Origin of the sequence: Rhizobium hidalgonense (genome assembly GCF_002914525.1) — a bacterium.
GTDB classification, from domain to species: domain Bacteria; phylum Pseudomonadota; class Alphaproteobacteria; order Rhizobiales; family Rhizobiaceae; genus Rhizobium; species Rhizobium hidalgonense.
In genome coordinates this window covers 141166-166668 of record NZ_LODW01000041.1, presented here as the reverse complement: position 1 = coordinate 166668, position 25503 = coordinate 141166, and the positions used below count along the sequence as shown (strand labels likewise).

The following is a 25503-nucleotide window of genomic DNA, read 5'->3' as shown; positions in this document are numbered from 1 at the left end:
TGCAAGGCCGGTCGCCCAGTCCAGCGCGGCCGATCTTCCCCATTACTTCTAGACCAGCTTCATTGAGTGAAGCTTGAGCAATATCCGGATACTCGTTCTAAGGGAAAAATAGATAGAAAATGATTAATCATTTGTTACTTTAAAGAATAATTGCGTAGTTATTTTGGATAGTTGCAATTTTTAAAGTTGACCTTGGCTGTTATCACCTTATCATTTAAATATTAATTCTCTTATCCAAAGAATAACTCAAAAGTTGTTCGTGATGTAATGGTCGGAAGACGAATATCAGCAACGATAAGAAAGGCATGCAGTGCATCAATAAATTAAAAGACTAAAACATGGGAAGGGGTTTGTAATGCGTAGTTTCGTTCCCAGCGAAGGCTATTCTGAAGTATCGGGCAAACCGGTGCCCCAGGGGTTACGCACCGTCCTGGTAAACGGTGGGGCCGGGTTTCTCGGCTCGCATCTCTGCGAAAGGCTGCTACAGCGCGGCGACAGAGTCATCTGCCTCGATAATTTTTCGACCGGCCGGCGCGTCAATGTCGATCACCTTGCATCGAACGCCCGTTTTCACCTCGTCGAGCACGATGTTCGCCAGCCCTTCGATATCGAAGCCTCGCTCATCTTCAACTTCGCCTCGCCCGCCTCTCCGCCCGACTATCAGCGGGATCCTGTGGGAACGCTGCTTACCAACGTGCTTGGCGCCGTCAATACCTTGGATTGCGCCTGCAAGACCGCTGCGGTCGTCGTTCAGTCGTCGACATCGGAAGTCTATGGCGACCCGAACCAGAGCCCGCAGCCCGAATCCTATTGCGGCAATGTCAATCCGATCGGACCGCGCGCCTGTTACGACGAAGGCAAGCGCAGCGCCGAAACCTTGTTCTTCGACTATCACCGGACTTACGGCGTCGACATCAAGGTCGGCCGCATCTTCAACACCTATGGGCCGCGCATGCGTCTGGATGACGGCCGGGTGGTCTCCAATTTCATCGTGCAGGCCTTGCGCAATGCAGATCTGACGATCTATGGCGACGGTCATCAGACCCGCTCCTTCTGCTATGTCGACGATCTCGTCGAGGGCTTCCTGCGTTTCTCGGCCGCCGGCAGTGCCTGCCACGGCCCGATCAACCTCGGCAATCCGGCCGAGATCACCGTTCGCCGCCTGGCGGAGATCGTTCGCGACCTCACCAATTCGCGCTCACGCATCGTTCATCTGCCGGCGGTTATCGATGATCCCCGCCAGCGGCGGCCGGATATCTCCAGGGCCATGGCCGAACTGGGCTGGCAGCCCCGCATCGGCCTTGAAGCCGGTCTGGCGCGCACCGTCGGTTATTTCGACAGCTTGCTTGCCGGCGCCGAGAAGGCGGAGGCCGTATGAGATGCCCCGCTACATTTTGGTTACCGGCGGCGCCGGTTTCATAGGCAGTCATATCTGCAAAACGCTGTCGCGCGCCGGCATGGTCCCGGTCACCTACGACAATCTCTCGACGGGGCATGCCGACAGCGTCCGCTGGGGACCGCTCATCCGGGCGGACCTCGCCGATGCAGCCACACTGCGCCGGACCCTCGCAGAGTTTTCGCCCGATTGCGTCATCCATTGCGGCGCCAATGCCTATGTCGGCGAATCCGTCGAGATGCCCAGGAAATATTACCGCAACAACGTCGTCGGCAGCCTGACGCTGCTCGAGGCCTGCCTCGACCAGGAGATCGACCGGATCGTCTTCTCGAGCAGCTGCGCCACTTACGGCGTCCCCGCCTCGTTGCCGATACGCGAGGAAACACCACAGCACCCGGTCAATCCGTACGGCCGCACCAAGCTGATCTTCGAGATGGCGCTCGAGGATTTTGCCGCCGCCTATGGCATCCGCTTCGCCGCGCTACGTTATTTCAACGCGGCCGGCGCCGATCCGGATGGCGAGCTTGCCGAACGCCACCAGCCGGAAACCCATCTTATCCCCCGCGCCCTTCTCGCCGCCGCAGGCAGGCTGGAGAGGCTCGATATCTTCGGCACCGATTATCGCACCGAAGACGGAACCTGCGTGCGTGACTATATTCACGTCAGCGATCTCGCGCAGGCGCATCTTGCCGCCGTCAATCATCTGATCGCCGATGGCGGCTCGCTCAGCGTCAATCTCGGCTCCGGCCGCGGCACCTCGGTGCGCGAGATCCTCGAAGCCATCCATCGGGCGACCGGCCGTGAAGTCCCCGTCCGCTATCGCCCCCGCCGGGCCGGCGATCCGCCGATCCTCGTTGCCGACACGGCAAGAGCGAAGGCGGAACTCGGCTTTGTGCCCGCTCTCTCGGATATCGATACGATCATCCGCACCGCCGGTCCCACTTTCGGGCTCGAGGTAAAGGCATGAGCATTGGTTCGCAAATCGGTCAGCGTGCCAGGACGGCGAAAGCCGCCTCCGCGGAGGCATTCGATCCTGTCTTCGCCGGCTGGAACCGCGTCGTTTACGGCTTCGGCATCCTCTGCTGGCTGGCGACACTCGGCAATTTCTGGATCTGGTGGTGCCAGTCGGCGCACATCATTTCCTGGACCGCCTTCGTGCTCATCACCCTCGTGCTGGGCTGGATCACCCTTGTGCCGGCCTATTTCATCCTGATTTTCCTCAACGCTCGGACCGTCAGCCCTCATGTGCGGCTGCCGGAAGGGCGGGTGGCGATGGTGGTCACCAAGGCGCCGTCCGAGCCATTTGCCGTTGTCCGCGCCACGCTGCAGGCGATGCTCGACCAGATCGGCGTCGATTTCGATGTCTGGCTGGCCGACGAAGATCCTTCGCAGGAGACCCGGCGCTGGTGCGCGGAGCACGGCGTGCTGATCTCCACCCGAAAGGGGGTGGCGGATTACCATCGCGCGACCTGGCCGCGCCGGACGCGCTGCAAGGAAGGCAATCTTGCCTATTTCTACGACCATTTCGGCTATGCGCGTTACGATTTCGTCGCCCAGTTCGATGCCGATCACGTGCCGACGCCGACCTATCTCCGCGAGGTCCTGCGTCCCTTCGCTGACCCTGGCATCGGTTATGTCTCCGCGCCCAGCATTTGTGATGCGAATGCCGCGACGAGCTGGGCGGCGCGCGGCAGGCTCTATGCCGAGGCCAGCCTGCACGGTTCGCTGCAGACGGGTTACAACAATGGCTGGGCGCCGCTTTGCATCGGCTCGCATTATTCGGTTCGCACATCGGCGCTTCGCGAGATCGGCGGCCTCGGTCCGGAACTCGCCGAAGACCATTCGACGACGTTGATGATGAATGCCGGCGGCTGGCGTGGCGTGCATGCCGTCGATGCGATCGCCCACGGCGACGGCCCGGCGAATTTTGCCGATCTCGTCGTCCAGGAATTCCAATGGTCGCGCAGCCTCGTCACTATTCTGCTGCAGCATTCCAGCCGTTACATCGCGCATCTGCCGTGGCGGCTGAAATTTCAATTCGTATTCTCGCAGCTGTGGTATCCGCTGTTTTCCGCCTTCATGGCGGTGATGTTCCTGCTGCCGGTCGCCGCCTTGCTGACGGGCCATGTCTTTATCAACGTCACCTATCCGGATTTCCTGCTGCATTTCTCGCCGATATCGATCGTGCTGACACTGTTTGCCCTCTTCTGGCGGGCAACGGGAACTTTCAGGCCGCATAATGCGAAACTGTTCGGCTGGGAGGGGCTGGCCTTCATCTTCCTGCGCTGGCCGTGGTCGCTCGCCGGAACCCTGGCAGCCTTGCGCGATCATATCTCCGGCTCCTTCGTCGATTTCCGGATCACGCCGAAAGGAAGGCAGCAGCAGCAGTCTCTGCCGCTGCGCGTGGTCGCGCCCTATATCGCGCTCGCCGGGCTTTGCGCCGTCGCCATGGCGCTGGCCAGCGAGGCCGCTGCCGCCCAGGGCTTTTATATTTTCACCGCGATGAACCTCTCGATCTATCTGTCGGTGACGGTGCTGATCGTCGTTCGCCATGCAATCGAGAACGGTCTGCCGATGCTGCCGCAATCGCACGGGCTGCGGCTCGCGACCGCCATGGGGCTAGCGATCTGGGTTACCGGCGGCATGCAGCTCGGCAGCCATGGTCTCCGCAGCCTCGAAGCGCTTTCCCATGGCCAGCCATTCGTCAGCTTCACCGAAACGCAATTCGCCGTGGCCGGCGCCGGCCTCGGCGGCGGCAAGACCAAGATTACGAAATTCCGTCTCAAATGGAATGGGTTCGGCAACATGGGACGGGACCAACAGGGTGTCTGAGCCGGCGCAACCGGCAAGTGTCGAACAGGAGGATGTAATGCGTATCGGACCGAAACGTTATGGAGCGGCGCTTGCTCTCAGCCTGTGTCTGCCAATGGCGGCACATGGCGCCGAGGCAGCCGGCAAGAAAGCGCCGGCGCCGACGCCGCTGAGCGCCTATGAGCTCTATCGCCTCTACGGCGACAAGACCTGGATCTGGAACACCGGCGGCGGCCGTTTCTCGGATGACGGCCGGCGCTTCGTCGCCTGGGTGAACGACAACGGCAAGCAGTCTTTCGCCGAAGGCAGATGGGTGGTCGACGATCTCGGCCAGCTCTGCATGCGTGCCACCTGGACCAATGCCGAGGGCGCGGCCCGCGCCAGCACCTGTTTCGGCCACCGCAAGATCGGCAGCACGATCTATCAGCGGCGCCAGCCGGACGGCAAATGGTACGTCTTCCGCCATGGATCGGGACGCGAGGATGACGAGGTCAGCAAGCTCGTTCCCATGGATACGGTCAGTGCCAAGGCGCATGACCTGAAACAGATCCTGCTCGGTCAGGAAGTAACCCGAAAAGGAGGGTGAGCCATGAAGAAGCTGGTGAAAAACAAACTCTCGACCGCTGCGATGGCGCTGCTTTTCTTATGCGTCGCGGATCTGCCGGGCCGCAGCGAAGTGCAATATGCCGGCATTGCCCCGAACCCGGCGGCGGGCGTGCGGTCGATCATCGATAAACGCCCGGTCCTTCATGCCGACGGCATCAAGTTCGGCGCCTACGATCCGCATGGCGATTTCGGCGCGCAGGCGAATGTCTCGACCGAAGCCCTGTTTCTGCCCTGGGAGGACGTCGACCTCGAAACCCTGCGTGTTGCCGACGCCTATGCGCTGGCCCGAGGCCGCAACCTGTTGATCTCAGTGGAACCCTGGTCCTGGGACGTCGACTGGCGACTGACCGCCGCCCAGCTTCGCGCAAAGGTTCTGCGCGGCGACTACGATGTCAACATGCGTGCGATCGCACAGATGATATCGCAGCTGAAAAGCCCGGTGATCGTCCGCTGGGGACAGGAGATGGAGGACAAATCGGGGCGGTTTTCCTGGTCCGGCTGGAACCCGCAGGATTATATCACCGCCTATAAGCGGATGATGGACATCATCCGTCAGGAGGCGCCCGGCGCCGAACTCATGTGGTCGCCGAAGGGAGAACCGGGCTTGCAGAACTACTATCCCGGCGACGATTATGTCGACCTAGTCGGGCTCTCAGTCTTCGGCCTACAGCGCTACGACGAACTTGCCTACAATGGGCACCGGACATTCTCGGAAGCATTGAAGCAGGGCTATGATCTCGTCGCCGGCTACGGGAAGCCCATCTGGGTGGCGGAGCTCGGTTATGAAGGCGGCGACGCCTATATCAGGCCGTGGATCGAAACTGCGACGCTGAAACAGGGCGCCTTCCCCAATCTGCAGGAGGTGGTTTATTTCAACGACCGGGATGTGCACGCCTGGCCCTTCGATCTCGGCCGGCCGGACTGGCGCGTGGCCCGGAACCTGGGCAACTGACAGCCTGAAAACGAGAAGGGCCCGCCGGGGTTTGCGGGCCTCTCCTCTCCTCTGCTGTCAGGCGATCGATCATCCCTTGATCGTCGCCTTACCCTCTTCGATGAGCCGGGTCGCCGCATCAGCGGGCGAAATCCGTTCGAAGGCGAGTTCGTCGCAGATCGGGCGCAGCACGCGCTGGTCGAACTGGGTCGCGCCCATCGGCACCGGCGGCGGATACTCGCCGACCTGATCCTTGAGAAGGTTGACGTATTTGACCGTTTCCTGCTCCGTCGGGTTGAGCTGCGGCAGGATGGCCGCGCGCACCGTCGGCGACATCGGCACGCCGCGCTCGACGCCGAGGATTTTGCCGGCCTCGATATCGTTGACGAAAAAGTCGATGAATTTCGCGGCCGCTTCGCCGTTCTTCGTCGTGGCGCCGAGACTCCAGATCAGCGCCGGACGGTAGTAGTGGCCCGACGGCCCGCCTTTATTTTCGCGCGGCAGCATGGTGATGCCGAGCTTGTTCTTGATGATCAGCTGATAGCCGATCATCTGGTTGGAATAGGCCATGCCGATCACCGATTTGCCGAGACCGAGGCAATTGGTGTCGATGGTGTTCTGATCGAGCGTCTGCACGTCGGCGGCAACGGTGCCGCCGGCCTTGCGCAGCTTCTCCCAATAGTCGAACCATTCGGTGGCGTCGTCGGCCGTGAAGCCAAGCCCGACGCTTTCCTTTGCAAAAAGGCTCTTGCCGCGCTGGCGCAGCCAGGCGTCGAACACATAGGCGTAGCGGGCCGCATAGGGGCCGCCGCTCTTGCCGGAAGATTTTGTGAGTTCCACGGCGAGCTTGGCGTACTCCTCCCAGGTTAGGTCGGGTGTCGGCAGCGGGATGCCGGCCATTTCGAATTCGACCGTGTCGAAAAACATCGAGAAGGAGTTGAGGCCGAGGCCGACACCATAGAGTTTGCCGTCGATGGTGGTCAGCTTCAGCATGTCGGGGCCGAAGGACTGGACCTTCAGTGCCGAGGGGACGAATTCGTCGAGCGGAAGGCAGGCGCCACGCTTGGAATAGTCGGAGATCGTTCCCGGTTCGAGTTGGAAGACGTCGGCGATCGAGCGGCCGGCCATCTGGGTTGCGAGCTTCGTCCAGTAGCCGTCGCCGGACAGCGATTCACCGACGATCGTGACGCCGGGTGTCTTCGATTGATAGAGTTTGGCGACGTCGAGTGTACGCTTGGCGCGGTCGTTCGACCCCCACCACATGGCACGCAGCGAGGCGTCCTCGGCAAAAGCCGGAATAGCGCTTCCCGCGCCAAGGGCAAGGCCGGCGGCTGCTCCGGCTGATCCCATCAGAAATGAACGGCGGTTGACCTGCATAATATCCTCCTTGTCCCAATATGCCTGCTGCCATCCTCCAACGGCGTTTGCGAGCATTTCGTCACAAAGAGTACGCAAAAAAAAATTTATTGCAAGAAATAAAGATTATCTTGCAAATTTGCATAAATTGCATAAACTTTACATATGAACGAACAAAAAAGCAGACGGCCGCGCCAGGCCGATATCGCCACATTGGCCGGCGTCTCCGTTTCCACGGTGTCGCGCGTGCTCGCCAACGAACCCGGCATCAGCGAAACCGTGCGCCGCCAGATCTTGAAGGTGGCTGCCGAGCACGGCTATCCCGTCAAGGCTGCGACTGAAGCCGTTGCTGGCGGGCTGGCGCTGATCGCCAGCGACGGCGTCACCGGCGGCCTCAGTGTCTTCTACGAAGCGATCGTCGAGGGACTGCGCGCCGGCGCTGCCGAAGCGGGCATGCCCTTTGAAATCCGTATGGTTCGCGAGGATCGCACTACGCCGGATGCTGTGCGCGACTATATGCAGGCCGCGGGCGCCGAAGGGCTCTTTCTTGTCGGCCTTGATCCGAACGAGATGCTGCGCGGTTGGCTGCGCGACACTCTGACGCCGGCGGTTCTCGTCAATGGTACCGATCCCATGATGCAGTTCGATGGCGTTTCGCCGGCCAATTTCTTCGGTGCTTATCAGGCCACCAACCGGCTGATGCAGGCTGGCCATCGTCGAATTCTGCATATGAGCGGTTCCCATCGCCAGACGATCCGGGAGCGCATCCGTGGTTTCGAGGCGGCGATTGCTGCCGTTCCCGGCGCCGAGGGCCGTTTCGTCTCGATGACGCTGAAGGGCAGCGCCAGCGGCGAGGCCCACGAACGCACGGCCGCGATCCTTGCCGAGAATGCCGGTTTTACCGCCGCCTTCTGCATGAATGATTTCATCGCGGTCGGTGTGCTCGAGGCGGTCACCGAGGCCGGTCTGCGTGTGCCGGAGGATTTTGCGATCGTCGGCTTCGATGATCTGCCCTGTGCGCTGATGACCAATCCGCAGCTTTCCACCATGCGTGTCGACCGCGCCGCCCTCGGGCGCGAGGCCGTTTCGCTGATGCTGTCCCGTTTCCGCAACAGGACGGCGCCGGCGCGCCACATCTGCCAGGCCGTCGTTCCCGTTCCGGGAGGGACCGTTCCGAATGCTGAAACCCGTGAGTGATGCCGATGACCTATGATCCCGCCAGCGCCAACCCGCTTGCAGGCAATCCGCTGGAAACCCGTGCGGATATGAGCCGTGCCCTGCTTGATCTCTTCGATCCGCTGCTTGCCTGTTTCTCAAAAGGCAATGCCCGCGTCAGGCTGAGCGGCGCCGCCGCCCATTTCGACCGGGCGGCGGCCGATCTCGAGGGCTTTGCCCGCCCGCTCTGGGGCTTGGCGCCGCTTGGCGCCGGCAAGGGCGACTTCGCCCATTGGCATCGCTTCGCCGAGGGCCTTGCAAACGGCACCGATCCCGCCCATCCGGAATATTGGGGTACGGTCAACGGTCGCGATCAGCGCATGGTCGAGCTTGCCGCTGTCGGTTTTGCTCTGGCGCTCGTGCCGGAAAAGATCTGGGAACCGCTTGATACGCGCGCCCGCAGCAATGTCGTCGCCTATCTCAAACATGCCAGGCAATTCGACTATGCCGACAACAACTGGAAATTCTTCCGCATCTTCGTCGACATCGGGCTCGACCGTCTCGGCGCCGATTTCGATCGCAGCCTGACCCGGCAATATCTGCAGGAGCTCGAAGGCTTCTATATCGGCGACGGCTGGTATCGCGATGGAAACGTCCGCCGCATCGACCACTACATTCCCTTCGCCATGCATTTCTATGGCCTGATCTATTCCAAGCTCGTCGACGACGACTACGCCAAACGCTACCGCGAGCGCGCGGTCCTCTTTGCCCAGGATTTCCGCCACTGGTTTGCCGCTGACGGCGCGACCATCCCCTTCGGCCGCAGCCTGACCTATCGTTTCGCCTGCGCCGGCTTCTGGTCGGCGCTTGCCTTTGCCGATCTCGAGGCTTTGCCCTGGGGCGAGGTCAAGCATCTCTGCCTGCAGCACCTGCGCTGGTGGAAGGACAAGCCGATTGCCGATCGCGACGGCGTGCTGTCGATCGGTTTCGGCTATCCGAACCTGCTGATGTCGGAAAGTTACAATTCCGCCGGCTCGCCCTACTGGGCGCTCAAGGCCTTCCTGCCGCTGGCAGTCGCCGAGGATCATCCGTTCTGGACCGCTGAGGAAAAGGCGCCGGAACCGGCGCCCTCTGTCATCCCCCAGCGTCATCCCGGCATGGTGATCATGCGGGCGGGCGGCGATGTCGTGGCGCTGTCATCAGGCCAGGAAAACCTGCAGATGCGTTTTGGCACCGAAAAATATGCGAAATTCGCTTATTCCACCCGCTACGGTTTCAGCGTCGAATCCGACGAACGCGGTTTTGCGCTGGCCGCCTTCGATTCGATGCTGGCCTTCAGCGATGACGGCCTGCACTACCGCGTGCGCGAAACGAATGAGGAAGCCCGGCTCGCGGGCGACGTGCTTCATGCGAGATGGTCGCCCTTCCCCGATGTCGACGTCGAAACTTGGCTCGTGCCCGCTGCCCCCTGGCATATCCGCCTCCACCGGATCACGTCGGGCCGGCCGCTGCGGATTGCCGAAGGCGGCTTTGCTATCGGCCGCCGCGACTTCGAGCAGGATAGGCTGTCGGCCTCGGAGGGGGCAGCCTATGCGATTGGCGAAGGTGATTTTACCGGGATTCTCGATCTCGGCTCTTCGGTCAAACGCGTCGGACTGACCCAGAAGGCACAGCCCAACACCAATGTGATCGTCGCCAAGACTATCGTGCCGCAGCTGCGCGGTCAGATTCCGGTTGGCGAGACGATTCTGGTGACGGCGGTGCTGGCGCTGGATGATCCGGCTGCCGCCTCGTCTGCCTGGACGCGTCCGCCGAAAGCGCCTGATATTGCGGCGCTGCAGGCCTTGGTGCGGGAAAAGGGCGTCACCGTCAGCGCCATCGAAGCGCCGGGACAGATGCCATGAGCCGTCCGGCCATCGTGCTTGCCATGGAGCCGTCGCGTACCGAGCATGTTCTGCCCGATGAGATCCTGGGCCGCCTCGACACGATCGGCCGCCTGCTGGATCCCGAGCCGCTGCAGCGGTTGGACGATGCGCGCGCAAGACGCCTGCTTTCAGAAGCGGAAATCCTGATCACCGGCTGGGGTGCGCCCTATGTCGGACCGGAGATTCCCGCTGCCGCGCCGCGGCTGCGCCTCGTCGTCCATGCGGCGGGCACGGTCAAGGGCATCATCGACGATGCCATTTTCGCAGCGGGGATAGCGGTCAGCCATTCGGCCGAGGCCAATGCCGTGCCGGTTGGCGAATTCACGCTCGCTGCGATCCTCTTCGCCGGCAAACGCGCCTTCCGTTTCCGCGATCTCTACGTCGGCGACCGCAACCGCGATCGGACCTATCCGATGCAGCGGGAAGCGATCGGCAACTATGGACGAACCCTCGGCATCGTCGGCGCCTCGCGCATCGGCAGGCGGGTAATCGAACTCTTGAAACCCTTCGACTACAGGCTGCTGCTGTTCGATCCCATGCTCGATGCCACTGATGCCGCCGGACTCGGAGCGGAAAAGGTCGATCTCGACGAGTTGATGCGGCGAGCCGATATCGTTTCACTGCATGCGCCATCGCTGCCGTCGACACAGCATATGATCGATGCGCGAAGACTATCGCTGATGAAGGACGGGGCGACGCTGATCAACACCGCGCGCGGCATCCTCATCGATGAGGCAGCCCTGCTTTCGGAGCTGAAGACCGGCCGCTTCGACGCGATCATCGACGTGACCGAGCCGGAGATCCCCGAGCCGGACTCTCCGTTTTACGATCTCCCGAATGTCTTTCTGACCCCGCATATCGCCGGCGCGATCGGGCTGGAACGGGCGCGTCTCGGTGCGATGGTGGCCGATGAAGTCGAGCGTTTTGCGGCCGGTCGGCCGCTGCTCTACCAGATCCGCCGGGAGAATCTTGAAAACATTGCCTGACGCGTGCCGCGTCGAGCTGCCGTTTGTCAGCGTGGTGTTCTCAACGAATTGGGCGAACCGTCATTGGCAAGTTCGGGCATCAGATCGGCGATGTCGACGACCTTGCCGGTGCGCGAACTCGTCAGCGCGGCAATGCCGCAAAGCACGGACATGGCGCCCGCCCGCGTGCCGGCGCGCTGGCCAAGCCGGTCTTCCATATCGGGTTTGAAGATCATGTTGCGCATCCGATCGTCGCCGCCGTAATGGCCGCCGGTGAAATGCGGAACGGTGATGCGTTCGACAGCTTCCTTGCCGTTCGGGAAATTGCGGATCAGCAGGATCGTGTCCTGTTTCGGCTCTTCCCAGGGCTGCGCCTCATATTGGCGAAGCTCGATGCGTCCCTTGGTGCCGTTGAAAGCAAGGTGATGGCCTTCGATCGGCTGGAAGGTATTCAGCGAATAGGAGACATGGACATTGTTGCGGTAGCGGAGACTGACCACCATCGTATCGGGAATGTCGATATCCTCGCGGAAGACGCAGCCGTCGCGGAAATAGCCGTCAATCTTCGAAGGGTCTTCGTAGAGCTGATCGAGGAAGGGATCTTTTTCCAGATCGAGATAATAGTCGCATTCCTGCGCATGCGGACAGAGCTTGCAACGCGGCCCGCGGAACGGGCCCTTGCGGCCGTAGTTCTGCAGGTCGGCGAAGGAGGTGACGGCCTCGGGATCGCTGTCGAGATACCAGTTCAGCAGATCGAAATGGTGGGTGGCCTTGTGGACGAACAGGCTGCCCGAATTTTCGGTATAGGCATGCCAGCGGCGGAAATAGTCGGCGCCGTGCTTGGTGTTGAGATACCAGTGAAAATCGACCGAGGTGACCCGGCCGATCTCGCCGGCATTCAGCAATTCCTTGATCTTCGCCGCCGTCGGCGCGTAGCGATAGTTGAAGGAGACGTCGACCCGGCGGCCGGTTCGCTTTTCGGCGTCGAGAATCCGGCGAATTTTCTCGATCGAGGTGGTCATCGGCTTTTCAGTGATGACATCGATGCCGGACTCCAAGGCCCGCACGATGATATCGTCATGCGTATGGTCGGGCGTGCAGACGATGGCGAGATCCGGCTTCTGCTCGGCAAGCATGGAATCGATATTTTCGTAGAGCGGCGCGTTGCTGCCGATCATGTTGCGGGCGCGCTCGCCGCGCAGCGAATTCTTCTCGACGATGGCGGTGAGGTCGACATGTTCGCGCCAGCCGGAAAGCAGATCCTTGCCCCACATGGTGGTGCCGCGGTTTCCGGTGCCGATCAGGGCAAAACGGCGTTTCTCCATCGAAAGATCCTCCTGCATGCGAGATGAAAAAATATTGAAAATCAGATCTGGCAGCAGCTCCGGAAGCGCTCGACGCAGGTGGCGATCACCTCGTCGGCCGGGCGTTTCCACCAGTTTTCGGCCGAAAAGATCTCCACTTCCTGTGCGCCGAAGAAACCGGCAGCCTCGATCATTCGTCTTATGCGTTTGAGGTCGATGACGCCATCGCCCATCATGCCGCGGTCGAGCAGCATGTCCCTGGTCGGCGCCAGCCAGTCGCAGATGTGATGGGCGAAGATGCGGTTCATCCGGCCGGCGCGGGCGATCTGGTTGGCAAGATCGGGGTCCCACCAGACATGATAGACATCGATCGCCACGCCGACATCCTCGCCGAGCGGCTCGCACATGTCGAGCGCCTGGCCGAGCGTGTTCACGCAGGCCCGGTCGGCGGCATACATCGGATGCAGCGGCTCGATAGCAAGCTTCACGCCGGCAGCCTGCGCATGCGGCAGCACGGCGGCAATGCCGTCGAACACCATCTGGCGCGCGGCGACGATATCCTTCGAAGCGCCCGGCAGGCCGCCGACGACGAGCACCAAGCAATCGGCGGAAAACGCCGCCGCCTCGTCGATAGCACGCCGGTTGTCGTCGAGGTTCTTCTGCCAGTCTGCATCGTTTGCCGCCGGAAAGAAGCCGCCGCGGCAAAGACCGGTCAGCTTGATGCCGTTCGATTTGACGATCCGCACCGCCTCGTCGAGGCCGACCTTCGCGACCTGGTCGCGCCAGGGCGCGATCGAGGTGATGCCATGCTTCAGGCAGATATCGACGGCTTCGGCAAAGCCGCATTGTTCGCGGATCGTCGCCAGATTGATCGAAAGTCCTTCGACCTGCATGTCATTCTCCTCCCAAGCCGAGTCGACGCTTAGTGAACGCCGTGGACGGCAAGCACCTGTTTCATCCGCGCTGTTGCGAGTTCCGGATCGGCCAGAACCCGCGCCTTGTCGGCCAGCCGGAAGAGCTCTGCCAGATGCGTCAGCGAGCGGGTGCTCTGCTGGCCGCCGACCATGGTGAAATGGTCCTGCAGGCCGTTGAGATAAGCGAGGAAGACGACGCCGGTCTTGTAGAAGCGGGTCGGCGCTCTGAAGATGTGCCGCGACAGCGGCACGGTCGGCTCGAGCAGATCGAAGAATTCATGGTTGCTCTTGCGGCCGAGCGCGTCGAGGGCCGCCGAAGCTGCCGGCGCGATGGCATCGAAGATGCCGAGCAGCGCGTCGGAATGGCCCTGTTCGTCGCCCGCAATCAGTTCGGCATAGTTGAAGTCGTCGCCGGTATACATGCGCACGGATTTCGGCAGTTTCCGGCGCATGGTCACTTCCTTCTCCTTGGAGAGAAGCGAGATCTTGATGCCGTCGACCTTGCCGGCATTGGCTTCGATCACCTCAAGGCAGGTTTCCATGGCCTTCAGATGGTCGCCATTGCCCCAATATCCCTCGAGCGCCGGGTCGAACATTTCGCCGAGCCAGTGGATGATGACGGGTTCCTTGACCTGACGGAGGATGCGGTCATAGACCCTGACATAGTCGTCAGGTCCTTTGGCAGCGACGGCAAGCGCCCGGCTCGCCATCAGAATGATGCGGCCGCCGGCCGCCTCCACCGTTTCGATCTGCTCTTCATAGGCCCTGAGGATGGTGTCGATCGTCACATCGGGTCCGGGCGTCAGATGGTCGGTGCCGGCGCCGCAGGCGATCAGCGCATCCTTGCGGCTGGACGCCTCAGTGAGCGCCCGGCGGATCAGGTCGCGAGCTTCCGGCCAGCCGAGGCCCATGCCGCGCTGCGCCGTATCCATGGCTTCGGCAACGCCGAGGCCAAGATCCCAGAGCCGGTGGCGGAAGGCGAGCGTCCGCTCCCAGTCGATCGCCGGCGTCAGCCAGGGATCGTTATCGGCGAGCGGATCGGCAACCACATGCGCGGCGGCAAAGGCGATACGCGGGAAGCTTTTAGCCTCGCGCTTCTTCAGCTCGATCGGCGTGCCGGTCAGCATGTAGGGAACGATCTTGCCGTCGAGGGGGAGATTGATCGTCGTCACGGCTAGAACTCCAATGCGGGAACGTCGAGCCAGCGGCGTTCGGCCCAGGATTTCAGGCCGAGTTCGGCAAGCTGCACGCCCTTGGCGCCGGCTTCCAGGCCATAGGGCCACGGCGCATCTTCGACGACATGGCGGATGAACATTTCCCACTGCGCCTTGAAGCCGTTGTCGAAGGCCTGCGTATCGGGAACCTCGTCCCAGGTCTTGTAGAAGTCGATCGTCTGCGGTTGGTCGGGGTTCCAGACCGGCTTCGGCGTATTGACGCGGTGCTGGCTCCAGCATTTCGTCAGGCCGGCGACGGCCGAGCCATGGGTGCCGTCGACCTGGAAAGTGACGAGGTCGTCGCGGCGGACACGAACGGCCCAAGAGGAATTGATCTGCGCGATCGCGCCGCCTTCGAGCTCGAAAGTCGCATAGGCCGCATCGTCAGTGTCGCAATCATAAGGCTTGCCCTGCTCGTCGATGCGCCGCGGAATATGCGTGGCGCCAAGGCAGGAGACGGCCTTCACCTCGCCGAACAGGTTGTCGAGCACATAGCGCCAGTGGCAGAGCATATCGAGGATGATACCGCCGCCGTCGCCCTTGCGGTAATTCCAGGAGGGGCGCTGGGCCGGCACGCCCCAATCGCCCTCGAAAACCCAGTAGCCGAATTCGCCGCGCACCGAGAGGATCTTGCCGAAGAAGCCGGAATCCCTGAGCAGCGCCAGCTTGCGCAGGCCGGGAAGGAAGAGCTTGTCCTGCACGACCCCGTGCTTAAGGCCGGAGCGGCGCGCCTTGCGGGCAAGGTCGAGTGCCACCTGCAGGTCGTCGGAGATCGGCTTTTCGCAATAGACATGTTTGCCGGCATCGAGCGCCTTGGACAGAAGCTCGGCCCGCATCAGCGTCGTGCCGGCATCGAAGAAGATCGTGTCGTCGGGATTGGCGAGAGCGGCGTCGAGATCGGTCGACCAGCGTTTGATGCCATGCTTCTTCGCCAGCTCTTCCATCTTGGCGCCGTTGCGGCCGACGATGATCGGATCGATCTCGAGTTTTTCGCCCGATTTCAGCGTGATGCCGCCCTGGTCGCGGAAGGCGAGGATCGAACGCACCAGGTGCTGATTGTAACCCATGCGGCCGGTAACGCCGTGCAAGATGATCCCCAAGCGTGCCATATTTTCCTCCCTGGAATCTTTTGCGGCGGGGGAGCGGGCATCCGGCCCGGCCCTCCCAAGCCGGTAACTAAACGGTTACTTGATGACAGAAGAGCGGCGAGCCTGTCAAGAGTCAAATCCTGCTTTCAGGATTAGTCTAACGCTTGATCGAAGCGAGCGTGACGTGGACGATATGCTTTTCCCAGGCATTGAGATGGGCCGGCTCGATCAGGTCGCGGCCGAAGATCGTCGAAAGCGTGTATTGGTTGGAAAGATAGAAATAGCCGAGCGAGGCGATCGTCAGGTAGACGTGCAGCGGATCGACCGTCTCGATGAAGACGCCCTGCTTCTTTCCCCGCTCGAGCACATCGGTAAGCTCGCCGATCAGATGCGAATGCAGTTCCTTGAGCCGGACGGACTGGCGCAGCCACCGGGCGCGATGCAGGTTTTCCGTCCCGAGCAGGCTGAGGAATTCCGGGTGCTGAAGAAAATAGCGCCAGGTGAAGAGCGCGAGTTCCCCAATGCCTTCCTCCGGGCTTCGGTCACCGATATGCAGCGCGCGCTCGGCGGTGCGGATGCCGACATAGGCTTCTTCGAGCACGCGGAGATAGAGCTGCTCCTTGTCGCCGAAATAATGGTAGAGCATGCGCTTGTTGGTGCCGGCGCGCGCGGCAATGGCGTCGACGCGGGCTCCACCCATGCCGTTTTCGGCAAACTCCCGGGTGGCCGCTTCCAGGATTGCGGCGCGTGTCCGCTCCGGATCGCGCTGCGCCGTGCGTTCCTGAGATGGGCGCCGGGATTTTTTCTGCTCCCCGTTTTCCTCGCTGTCGTTCATCGTTCCCCTCCGTCTCGCATGTTGCGCTCATAAGCCTTCAGTGCGAAATTGTAAAAACCGGAATTTAGAAGGGCGGTCAGCAAGAACCGATACCCCGCTTGACACGCTTGCCGCTTTGCTCGTAGCTTGTAACCAATTAGTTATTTATGCAAGTGTGACTGGTTCGGAAGCGTGTGGAGGCGCTTCCCTTTGGAGGAGGAAAAAATGAGCCTACGTGTAAGCAGACGTAATTTCGTTGCGGGAGGAGCCACGCTCCTTTCGCTCGCGGCGCTGGGAACCAGCGCTTTTGCACAGGAAGCGCGCCTGCGTCTCCTGTGGTGGGGCTCGCAGCCGCGCGCCGACCGCACCAACAAGGTCTCGCAACTCTATCAGACGAAGAATCCGGGCACGACGATTACCGGCGAATTCCTCGGCTGGGGCGATTATTGGCCGCGCCTTGCGACACAGGTCGCCGGCCGCAATGCGCCCGACGTCATCCAGATGGACTATCGCTATATCGTTCAATATGCGCGGCGCGGCGCACTCGCCCCGCTCGAATCCTATATGCCGGCAAAGCTCAATCTCGATGATTTCGACAAGGCGCAGATCGAAGGCGGCAGTGTCGACGGCCATCTCTATGGCGTCAGCCTCGGGGCGAATTCGGCAGCGACAGTCCTGAACACCACCGCCTTCAAGGAGGCCGGCGTCGATCTTCCGACCCAGGCGACCACCTGGGACGAATTCTCCCGTATGGGTGCGGAGATCACCAAGGCCGGCAAGCGCAAGGGCATGTTCGGCCTCGCCGACGGCAGCGGCGCTGAACCGCTGTTCGAGAACTGGCTGCGTCAGCGCGGCAAAGCGCTTTATACCGCCGACGGCAAGATTGGCTTCGCGGTGGAGGACGCCTCGGAATGGTACGACATGTGGGCGAAGTTCCGTGAGGCCGGCGCTTGCGTTCCCGCCGATATCCAGGCTCTCGATAAGAACGATATCGAAACCAACACCGTCTCGCTCGGCAAGTCGGCCGCCGGTTTTGCCCATTCCAACCAGTTCGTCGCCTATCAGGCCATGAACAAGGACAAGCTGGCGCTCACCAACTACATGCGCGTCAAGCCGGATTCCAAGGGTGGCCACTATCGCAAGCCTTCGATGTTCTTCTCGGTTTCGGCCCAGTCGAAATCGGTGGATCAGGCGGTTGATTACATCAACTTCTTCGTCAAGAACCCTGAGGCGGTGCTGCTCCTGGATGTCGAACGCGGCATTCCGGAATCGGCTGCCATGCGCGAGGTCGTTGCGGCAAAACTCGATGAAAACGGCAAGGTCGCGCTCGCCTATGTCAGCGGCCTTGGCGACCTCGCCGGCAAATTGCCGCCGCCGCCGCCGGCTGGCGCCGGTGAAGGCGAGCTGATGCTGCGCAACATCGCCGAACAGGTCGGCTTCGGACAGCTATCTCCTTCCGATGGCGGCAAACAGCTTGTCACGGAAATCACGCAGATTCTCGCAAGAGGCTGATCCCGTATGAGCAATGCGATGCGCACGCCCGCAGGGGCCATATCCGTGGAAAGCTATCAGGGGGCCGTGGCCGAAGGACGCTTCAAACGTCTCTGGAACGCCAATGCTCCCGGCTATCTCTTCCTGCTGCCATGGCTCGTCGGCTTTTTCGGGCTGACGCTCGGGCCGGCCCTCATTTCGCTCTATCTCTCCTTCACCGACTTCGACATGCTCCAGTCGCCGCGGTGGGTGGGTCTCGCGAACTACGTGCGCATCGCCACGGCGGATCCGAAATTCTCGGCCGCCATGCACGTTACCCTGACCTACGTGGTCCTCTCGGTGCCGTTCAAACTGGCATTCGCCTTGCTGGTCGCCATGGCGCTGAACCGCGGCCTGCGTGGGCTGCCGATCTATCGCGCCATATTCTATCTGCCGTCACTGCTGGGCGGCAGCGTGGCGATCGCCGTGCTCTGGCGTCAGCTTTTCGCCAGTGATGGCCTCGTCAACGCGGCGCTCTCGCATTTCGGCATCGAAGGTCCGAGCTGGATCTCGCATCCGAACTACTCGATTTACACGCTTGTGGCGCTGTCCGTCTGGCAGTTCGGCTCGCCGATGATTATTTTCCTGGCCGGTCTGCGCCAGATCCCGCAGGATATGTATGAGGCCGCAAGCCTCGATGGCGCCTCGAAATTCCGGCAATTCTACAAGATCACCCTGCCGCTGCTCACACCTGTCATCTTCTTCAACGCCGTCGTCCAGACGATCGATGCCTTCAAGGCTTTCACGCCGGCCTTCATCATATCAGGCGGCACCGGCGGGCCGATCAATTCGACGTTGTTTTACACGCTCTACCTCTATCAGGAAGCCTTCGGCAATTTCCGCATGGGTTATGCCTCGGCGCTCGCCTGGATCCTGGTGCTGATCATCGCCGTTTTCACCGCTTTCTCCTTCCTGACCTCGCGTTACTGGGTGCACTACGATGACTGAGATGACCGCTTCCGTCACCGCGGCCAGGCCGCCATCCGATATCACCAAACGCAGCCTGCCGGCGTCGCTCGTCATCCACGTCTTGCTGATCGCCGCTTCGCTGCTCATGCTCTATCCGCTGCTATGGATGGTTTCGGCATCGGTGAGGCCGGAAACCGAGATCTTCTCGTCGACCTCGCTCATCCCGTCGTCGATCGATTTCTCTTCCTATGCGCGCGGCTGGGTCGGCCTCGATGTCAGCTTCGGCCGGTTCTTCTGGAATTCGCTGGTCATCTCGCTGCTGGTGGTGGCCGGCAATGTCATCGCCTGTTCGCTGACGGCCTTCGCCTTTGCGCGGCTGCGTTTTGCCGGCCGGAACTTTTGGTTCGCGATCATGCTCGGGACGCTGATGATCCCCTACCATGTGACGCTGATCCCGCAATATGTGCTCTTCCTCGATCTCGGCTGGGTGAACACCATCCTGCCGCTTGTCGTGCCGAAGTTCCTGGCAAGCGATGCCTTCTTCATCTTCCTCATGGTGCAATTCTTCCGCGGCATCCCGCGCGAACTCGACGAGGCGGCGATGATGGATGGCTGCAGCGCCTGGCGCATCTACTGGAAGATCATGTTGCCGCTGTCGCTGCCGGTTCTGGCGACGGCCGCCATCTTTTCCTTCATCTGGACCTGGGACGATTTCTTCGGTCCGCTGATCTACCTCAACGACATGAACACCTATACGATCCAGCTCGGCCTGCGGACCTTCGTGGATTCCACCAGCGCATCGGATTGGGGCGGCCTGTTCGCCATGTCGACCCTAACGCTCGTGCCGGTCTTCTTCTTCTTCCTCTTCTTCCAGCGCTTGCTGATCGAGGGCATCGCCACGACGGGCATGAAGCGTTGATGGCGGCAATGGGAAAGAATGACATGAGCATCAAGACGGTCGCGATCGTCGGCTGCGGTATCGGCCGCTCGCATATCGTCGAGGGTTACCTGCCGCATTCCGACAAGTTCAAGGTCGTGGCGATCTGCGACCTGAACGAGCAGCGCCTGGCTGCAGTCGGCGAGGAGTTCGGCATCGAACGGCGCACCACCTCCTTTGCGGAGTTGCTGGGTGACGATACGATCGACATCATCGATATCTGCACGCCGCCCGGCATTCATCTGGAACAGGTGGTTGCAGCGCTCGCTGCCGGTAAACATGTCGTTTGCGAGAAGCCGCTGACCGGCTCGCTAGCCGCCGTCGATACCATCATGGAAGCGGAAAAAGCCGCTCCTGGCGTGCTGATGCCGATCTTCCAATATCGCTACGGCGACGGTATCCAGAAGGCGAAGCGGATCATCGACGCCGGTATTGCCGGCAAAGCCTATACGGCGTCGGTCGAAACCTTCTGGCTGCGCAAGCCGGAATATTACGCCGTGCCCTGGCGCGGCAAATGGGCCACCGAACTCGGCGGCGTGCTCGTCACCCATGCGCTGCATCTGCACGATATGATGATGCATCTGATGGGGCCGGCGGCAAGGGTGTTTGGCCGTGTCGCCACCCGCGTCAACGATATCGAAGTCGAGGATTGCGCCTCCGCCAGCCTGCTGATGGAAAACGGCGCCTTTGTCTCGCTGTCCTGCACGTTGGGTTCGCAGGAACAATTGAGCCGGCTGAGGTTGCATTTCGAGAATGTCACCTTCGAAAGCAGTCACGAGCCCTACACGCCCGGCAAGGATCCCTGGAAGATCATCGCTGCCAATGACGACGTGCGAGAGGAGATCGACCGGGTGATTGCCGACTGGCAGCCGGTCGCGCCGCGTTTCACCACCCAGATGGGCCAGTTCCACGCCTTCCTCAGCGGCCATGGGCCGCTGCCGGTGACGACGGTGGATGCCCGCCGGGCGCTGGAACTGGTGACCGCCATCTACCAGTCTTCCGACAGCGGCGCCGACGTGCCGCTGCCGGTCGGTCCCGACAGTCCGAAATACGCCGATTGGCGCGCAAGAACCAAGTAACCGATAAATAAAACGAGAGGGTTTTGGGAAGATGGCAACCAGTGTCGTTCTTCAGAAGGTCGAGAAGCGCTACGGCGCGATGGATGTAATCCATGGCATCGACCTGACGATCGATCCCGGCGAATTCGTCGTTTTCGTCGGTCCCTCGGGCTGCGGAAAATCAACCCTGCTGCGGATGATCGCCGGCCTCGAGGAGATCTCTGGCGGCGCGCTGCTGCTCGACAGCGAGCGCATGAACGAGGTGGCGCCGGCCAAGCGCGGCATCGCCATGGTTTTCCAGTCCTATGCGCTCTATCCGCATATGTCGGTCTACAAGAACCTCGCCTTCGGCCTGGAGACGGCCGGTTACAAGAAGGCCGATATCCAGCCAAAGGTGAAGCGCGCCGCCGAGATCCTGCAGATCGAGAAGCTGCTGGAACGCAAACCGAAGGCGCTCTCCGGCGGCCAGCGCCAGCGTGTCGCCATCGGCCGCGCCATCGTGCGCGAGCCGCGCATCTTCCTGTTCGACGAGCCGCTGTCGAACCTCGATGCCGAACTGCGCGTGCAGATGCGCGTCGAGATCTCCCGCCTGCACCGCAGCCTCGGCAATACGATGATCTATGTCACTCATGACCAGGTCGAAGCCATGACGATGGCCGACAAGATCGTCGTGTTGAACTCCGGCCGTATCGAGCAGGTCGGCGCGCCGCTCGATCTCTATAACAATCCGGCCAACCGTTTCGTCGCCGGCTTCATCGGCAGCCCGAAGATGAATTTCCTGAAGGCCCGCATCGAGCAGGTCGGCGAGACTGAGACCAGCATCCATGTCTGCGGCAATTCCGTCCACCTGCCGCGCCGGCTGAAAGGCGAAGCCGGCCAGGAGGTCACCTTCGGCATCCGTCCCGAGCATCTTTCGCTGGCCGAAGGCGCGATCACGCTCTCGACCGTCAACGTCGACCTTGTCGAAAATCTCGGCGGCGCCACCATGCTCTATACCACGACGCCGGATAACCAGCTCCTGACCGTTGCGCTCGACGGCCAGCAGAAGGTCGAGCGCGGCACCAACGTCACCACTTTCTTCGATCCGGTCCGCTGCCACGTCTTCGATGGCTCGGGCAAGACGATCTAAACAATTCAAAGTCCTACAGCGTCCTTTGCGCGTCTGGAAAAGACGCGCGGCGCTGTAGCTGCTTGACAGCCGATCCTCCTCTGCCCCATCATTTTGAGAAGGCGAGGGGGATAGCATGACGCCTGAAGATAGGATTCATGCGCTCGGCATCTGGCAGGGGTCGATCGAAATTTCGCCGATCTCAGGCGGCATCACCAATCGGAACTATCTGGTCAGCGATGCCGTGGCGCGTTGCGTGGTGAGACTCGGCACCGATATCCCGATCCATCACATCAGCCGGCAGAACGAGCTTGCCGCAAGTCATGCGGCGCATGCCGCCGGAATATCCCCCGCCGTCATCCACCATTCGCCCGGCGTGCTCGTGCTCGACTATATCGAGGCGAGGGCGCTTTCGCCGGAGGATATCAGGGCGCCGGAGACGCTCGCCCGTGTCATCCCGCTGGTGCGCGCCTGCCACCATGATATCGCAAGGCATTTCCGCGGCCAGGCGATGATCTTCTGGGTGTTCCATGTCATCCGCGATTACGCCGCCAGTCTGAAGGAGTCCGCCAGCCCCTATCTGCCGCTGCTGCCGGCGCTGATCGCCAGGGCCGAAACGCTGGAACAAGCGGCAGGGCCGTTCGAGATCGCCTTCGGCCACAACGACCTGCTGGCCGCCAATTTTCTCGACGACGGCAAACGACTGTGGCTGATCGACTGGGACTATGCCGGCTTCAACACCCCGCTTTTTGATCTCGGCGGACTGGCCTCCAACAACGAGTTCCCGGACGCGGCTGAGCGCAGCATGCTCGAGAGCTATTTCGACCGGCCGCTGACCGATGATCTCAGCAGACGCTACGCCGCGATGAAATGCGCCTCGCTGCTGCGCGAGACGCTGTGGAGCATGATTTCGGAGATCCATTCCACTATCGATTTCGATTACGCCGCCTATACGGCCGAAAATCTCGCGCGGTTCGAACGCGCCTATCAAGCCTTTGAACAGGATCGATAAATGACGAGACAATTACCGAAGACGGCGAAAGCCGTGGTCATCGGTGGCGGCATCATCGGCTGCTCGACAGCCTATCATCTCGGCAAGCTCGGCTGGACCGATACCGTCCTCTTGGAGCGCAAGAAACTGACCTCGGGTACCACCTTCCACGCCGCGGGCCTGGTCGGCCAGCTGCGCACCAGCGCTAATATCACCCAGCTGCTCGGTTATTCCGTCGATCTCTACAAGCGGCTGGAAGAGGAAACCGGCCTCGGCACCGGCTGGAAGATGAATGGCGGCCTGCGCCTTGCCTGCAACGAGGAGCGCTGGACGGAGGTCAAACGCCAGGCGACCACCGCCCAATCCTTCGGCCTTGAAATGCAGCTGCTGACGCCGCAGGAGGCTTTCGATCTCTGGCCGCTGATGACAACAGACGATCTCGTCGGCGCGGCGTTCCTTCCGACAGACGGCCAGGCCAACCCCTCTGATATCACCCAGGCGCTCGCCAAGGGCGCCCGTTTGTCCGGCGTTTGGATTTTCGAGGACACCGAGGTTCTCGATCTCGAAATCGACAAGGGGGAGATCCGCGCCGTCGTTACGGCGCAAGGCCGCATCGAATGCGAGCGGGTCGTCGTCTGCGCCGGTCAGTGGACGCGCGCCTTTGCCGCCCGCTTCGGCGTCAACGTGCCGTTGGTCTCGGTCGAGCATCAATACATCATTACCGAATCCTTCGGCGTTCCTTCCAACCTGCCGACGCTGCGCGATCCCGATCGCCTGACCTATTATAAGGAAGAGGTCGGCGGCATCGTCATGGGTGGTTATGAGCCGAACCCGATTGCCTGGGCGGAGAAAGGCATTCCCGAAGGTTTCCACTACACGCTGCTCGACAGCAATTTCGACCATTTCGAGCAGATCATGGAGCAGGCGCTCGGCCGCGTTCCGGCTTTGGAAAATGTCGGCGTCAAGCAACTGCTGAACGGCCCGGAAAGTTTCACGCCAGACGGCAACTTTATTCTCGGCGAGGCGCCGGAGCTGAAGAATTTCTTCGTCGGCGCCGGCTTCAACGCCTTCGGCATCGCGTCTGCCGGCGGCGCCGGCATGGCGCTTGCCGAATGGGTGACGAAGGGAGAGCCGCCCTATGATCTCTGGCCGGTCGACATCCGCCGCTTCGGCCGTCCGCATTTCGATACCGACTGGGTGCGCACCCGCACGCTGGAAGCCTACGGCAAACACTACACGCTGGCCTTCCCCTTCGAGGAATATGCGAGCGGTCGCCCCTGCCGCAAGTCGCCGCTCTATGACCGGCTGAAGGCGCAGGGCGCCTGTTTCGGCGAAAAACTCGGCTGGGAGCGGCCGAACTGGTTTGCCGATCTCTTCGCCAATGAGGAGCCGAGGGATATTTACAGCTATACCAGGCAGAACTGGTTCGAGGCCGTCGGCCGCGAACACAAGGCCGTGCGTGAGGCGGCGGCCATCTTCGACCAGACCTCCTTTGCCAAATTCGTGCTGAAGGGCAGGGATGCCGAGGCGGCGCTCTCCTGGATCGCTTCCAACGATGTCGCAAAGCCGGTGGGATCGCTCATCTACACCCAGATGCTGAGCGACAAGGGTGGCATCGAATGCGACCTGACGGTCGCCCGTATCGCCGAGGACGAATTTTATATCGTCACCGGCACCGGCTTCGCCACCCATGACTTCAACTGGATCGCACGCAATATTCCGGCAGACAGGCATGCCGAACTGGTCGACGTTACCTCAGCCTATTGCGTGCTGTCACTCATGGGGCCGAATGCGCGCACCGTGCTGGAAAAGGTGACCGGCAGCGACGTCTCGAATGCGGCCTTTCCCTTCAACCAGGTCAGAACCATCGGCATAGCGGGCTGCCCGGTGCGGGCGCTGCGCATCACCTATGTCGGCGAGCTTGGTTACGAACTGCATATCCCCATCGAATATGCGACCACGGTCTATGACCTGCTGATGGCCGCTGGCGGCGAGCTCGGCCTCGTCAATGCCGGCTACCGCGCCATCGAAAGCTGCCGCCTGGAAAAGGGGTATCGCGCCTGGGGTTCCGATATCGGTCCCGACCATACACCTATTGAAGCCGGCCTCGGCTGGGCGGTGAAAATCAAGAAGAACATTTCCTTCCGCGGCCGCGAGGCGATCGAGCGGCAGCTGGCGGGCGGTGTGAAGAAGCGCCTCGCCTGCTTCGTTCCCGACGATCCCGATGCCGTGCTGCTCGGCCGCGAAACCATCTATCGCGACGGTAAACGCGTCGGCTGGCTATCGAGCGGCGGCTTCGGCTACACGCTGGGCAAGCCGATCGGCTACGGCTACGTCCGCAATCCCGATGGCGTGACGGAGGATTTCATCCTCTCCGGCATCTATGAGCTCGATGTCGCCAGGGAGCGCATCCCCTGCAAGGTGTCGCTGGCGCCGCTCTATGATCCCGATATGGCGCGGGTGAAGGGCTGAGCACACAAAGTGACGCAAA

General features: G+C 61.5%; 21 protein-coding genes. 15 read left to right on the top strand and 6 right to left on the bottom strand.

What is annotated here, in order from left to right; translation table 11 throughout:
• The first annotated feature begins 355 nt into the window (after window positions 1-355).
• From ATY29_RS04600 to ATY29_RS04580, 5 genes are read left to right on the top strand one after another with little or no spacing between them, the layout of a single operon-like run.
• A complete protein-coding gene (locus tag ATY29_RS04600) occupies window positions 356-1378 on the top strand; it encodes a UDP-glucuronic acid decarboxylase family protein (RefSeq protein WP_003571320.1) in 1023 nt (340 codons plus the stop codon).
• 1 nt (window position 1379) lies between these two features.
• Window positions 1380-2363, top strand: a complete 984-nt coding sequence (gene galE, locus ATY29_RS04595) for a UDP-glucose 4-epimerase GalE (RefSeq protein ID WP_097535337.1) — start codon at window positions 1380-1382, stop codon at window positions 2361-2363.
• Window positions 2360-4228 carry a glycosyltransferase family 2 protein gene (locus ATY29_RS04590; RefSeq protein WP_097535335.1) on the top strand — a complete coding sequence of 623 codons (1869 nt, stop codon included), beginning with the start codon at window positions 2360-2362 and terminating at the stop codon, window positions 4226-4228. The genes galE and ATY29_RS04590 overlap by 4 nt, the downstream gene beginning before the upstream one ends.
• A gap of 37 nt (window positions 4229-4265) precedes the next feature.
• Window positions 4266-4793 (top strand): DUF995 domain-containing protein, encoded by a 528-nt coding sequence (locus ATY29_RS04585; RefSeq protein ID WP_097535333.1) that lies wholly within the window; start codon window positions 4266-4268, stop codon window positions 4791-4793.
• A 3-nt stretch (window positions 4794-4796) separates the two neighbouring features.
• Complete coding sequence (locus ATY29_RS04580; RefSeq protein ID WP_003571312.1) at window positions 4797-5765, top strand: glycoside hydrolase family 26 protein; 969 nt, start codon at window positions 4797-4799, stop codon at window positions 5763-5765.
• Between the two features lie 69 nt (window positions 5766-5834).
• Here ATY29_RS04580 and ATY29_RS04575 read toward each other — a convergent pair whose 3' ends face one another.
• Window positions 5835-7121 (bottom strand): ABC transporter substrate-binding protein, encoded by a 1287-nt coding sequence (locus tag ATY29_RS04575; protein ID WP_097535331.1) that lies wholly within the window; start codon window positions 7119-7121, stop codon window positions 5835-5837.
• Window positions 7122-7265: 144 nt separating this feature from the next.
• Here ATY29_RS04575 and ATY29_RS04570 point away from each other — a divergent pair, with 144 nt between their 5' ends.
• From ATY29_RS04570 to ATY29_RS04560, 3 genes are read left to right on the top strand one after another with little or no spacing between them, the layout of a single operon-like run.
• Window positions 7266-8297: a LacI family DNA-binding transcriptional regulator gene (locus tag ATY29_RS04570; RefSeq protein WP_097535329.1), complete on the top strand. Its 1032-nt coding sequence runs from the start codon at window positions 7266-7268 to the stop codon at window positions 8295-8297.
• A 5-nt stretch (window positions 8298-8302) separates the two neighbouring features.
• The gene (locus ATY29_RS04565) at window positions 8303-10159 is read left to right on the top strand and encodes a DUF2264 domain-containing protein (RefSeq protein WP_097535352.1); all 1857 of its coding nucleotides are present in this window, start codon (window positions 8303-8305) and stop codon (window positions 10157-10159) included.
• Window positions 10156-11166, top strand: a complete 1011-nt coding sequence (locus ATY29_RS04560; RefSeq protein WP_097535327.1) for a hydroxyacid dehydrogenase — start codon at window positions 10156-10158, stop codon at window positions 11164-11166. Before ATY29_RS04565 ends, ATY29_RS04560 begins: the two co-directional genes overlap by 4 nt.
• A gap of 26 nt (window positions 11167-11192) precedes the next feature.
• Here ATY29_RS04560 and ATY29_RS04555 read toward each other — a convergent pair whose 3' ends face one another.
• The 5 genes from ATY29_RS04555 to ATY29_RS04535 form a co-directional block, all read right to left on the bottom strand.
• Window positions 11193-12470 (bottom strand): Gfo/Idh/MocA family protein, encoded by a 1278-nt coding sequence (locus ATY29_RS04555; protein ID WP_097535325.1) that lies wholly within the window; start codon window positions 12468-12470, stop codon window positions 11193-11195.
• A 41-nt stretch (window positions 12471-12511) separates the two neighbouring features.
• Window positions 12512-13342 carry a sugar phosphate isomerase/epimerase family protein gene (locus tag ATY29_RS04550; protein ID WP_003571305.1) on the bottom strand — a complete coding sequence of 277 codons (831 nt, stop codon included), beginning with the start codon at window positions 13340-13342 and terminating at the stop codon, window positions 12512-12514.
• 29 nt (window positions 13343-13371) lie between these two features.
• A complete protein-coding gene (locus ATY29_RS04545) occupies window positions 13372-14535 on the bottom strand; it encodes a dihydrodipicolinate synthase family protein (RefSeq protein WP_003571304.1) in 1164 nt (387 codons plus the stop codon).
• 2 nt (window positions 14536-14537) lie between these two features.
• Window positions 14538-15686 (bottom strand): Gfo/Idh/MocA family protein, encoded by a 1149-nt coding sequence (locus ATY29_RS04540; protein WP_003571303.1) that lies wholly within the window; start codon window positions 15684-15686, stop codon window positions 14538-14540.
• 136 nt (window positions 15687-15822) lie between these two features.
• Window positions 15823-16500 carry a TetR/AcrR family transcriptional regulator gene (locus ATY29_RS04535; protein ID WP_003571302.1) on the bottom strand — a complete coding sequence of 226 codons (678 nt, stop codon included), beginning with the start codon at window positions 16498-16500 and terminating at the stop codon, window positions 15823-15825.
• A 204-nt stretch (window positions 16501-16704) separates the two neighbouring features.
• Between ATY29_RS04535 and ATY29_RS04530 the strand changes: the two genes are divergently transcribed.
• From ATY29_RS04530 to ATY29_RS04500, 7 genes are all read left to right on the top strand, one after another.
• On the top strand, window positions 16705-17991 hold the full coding sequence (locus tag ATY29_RS04530) for an ABC transporter substrate-binding protein (protein WP_025417442.1): 1287 nt from the start codon (window positions 16705-16707) through the stop codon (window positions 17989-17991).
• Between the two features lie 6 nt (window positions 17992-17997).
• Window positions 17998-18957, top strand: coding sequence for a carbohydrate ABC transporter permease (locus ATY29_RS04525; RefSeq protein ID WP_003571300.1), 960 nt, complete (start codon window positions 17998-18000; stop codon window positions 18955-18957).
• A complete protein-coding gene (locus ATY29_RS04520) occupies window positions 18950-19837 on the top strand; it encodes a carbohydrate ABC transporter permease (protein ID WP_097535323.1) in 888 nt (295 codons plus the stop codon). Before ATY29_RS04525 ends, ATY29_RS04520 begins: the two co-directional genes overlap by 8 nt.
• The gene (locus ATY29_RS04515) at window positions 19837-20934 is read left to right on the top strand and encodes a Gfo/Idh/MocA family protein (protein ID WP_003571298.1); all 1098 of its coding nucleotides are present in this window, start codon (window positions 19837-19839) and stop codon (window positions 20932-20934) included. Before ATY29_RS04520 ends, ATY29_RS04515 begins: the two co-directional genes overlap by 1 nt.
• A gap of 31 nt (window positions 20935-20965) precedes the next feature.
• On the top strand, window positions 20966-22042 hold the full coding sequence (locus ATY29_RS04510; RefSeq protein ID WP_025417444.1) for an ABC transporter ATP-binding protein: 1077 nt from the start codon (window positions 20966-20968) through the stop codon (window positions 22040-22042).
• Window positions 22043-22157: 115 nt separating this feature from the next.
• Window positions 22158-23033: a phosphotransferase gene (locus tag ATY29_RS04505; RefSeq protein ID WP_097535319.1), complete on the top strand. Its 876-nt coding sequence runs from the start codon at window positions 22158-22160 to the stop codon at window positions 23031-23033.
• Window positions 23034-25484: a GcvT family protein gene (locus ATY29_RS04500; RefSeq protein ID WP_097535317.1), complete on the top strand. Its 2451-nt coding sequence runs from the start codon at window positions 23034-23036 to the stop codon at window positions 25482-25484.
• The last annotated feature ends 19 nt before the right edge of the window (window positions 25485-25503 follow it).